General features: G+C 33.8%; 1 pseudogene. It reads left to right on the top strand.

Annotation, left to right across the window (positions count from 1 at the left end):
- Positions 1-420: pseudogene (locus tag HMPREF2897_RS11905) on the top strand (hypothetical protein); the annotation flags it as partial.

Here is a 420-nt window from a genome sequence, read left to right as displayed (position 1 = left end):
ATGGTTTAAGATCTTATGCATTTGCACCAGTTGTGAATGGTAAAGTAGACACTAGTCACATTTATATGGGCTATGCTGGTACAGAACTTACCAGTATGAAAGACTGGAAAACCAATGCAAATCTTCCCTTTCATAATAACACAACTAATTTGAAAATTGATGAACGTTATAAAGATCTAAAAAATACTACTATAACTGAAAAATACAACAAGCCAACTGACGACAATGATGTACTAAATACAATGGATACGATTGGCGAAACAATTATTAAAAAAGTAACGCATTCAAATGTTCCTAATGATATCTATACAAAAGGTACTCCGAGCCAAATAGATGAAAGTGTAGCCTTCACCCAAGCTGTGAAAGATAAATACCCTAATAGTAATTTTCATAGTGGGGCACATAGTTTAGGAGGCTATC

The sequence above is a fragment of the Staphylococcus sp. HMSC065D05 genome (assembly GCF_001813195.1).
GTDB classification, from domain to species: domain Bacteria; phylum Bacillota; class Bacilli; order Staphylococcales; family Staphylococcaceae; genus Staphylococcus; species Staphylococcus epidermidis.
Note: the sequence above shows the minus strand (reverse complement) of the source record. Positions and strands in the feature narration are given on the sequence as shown.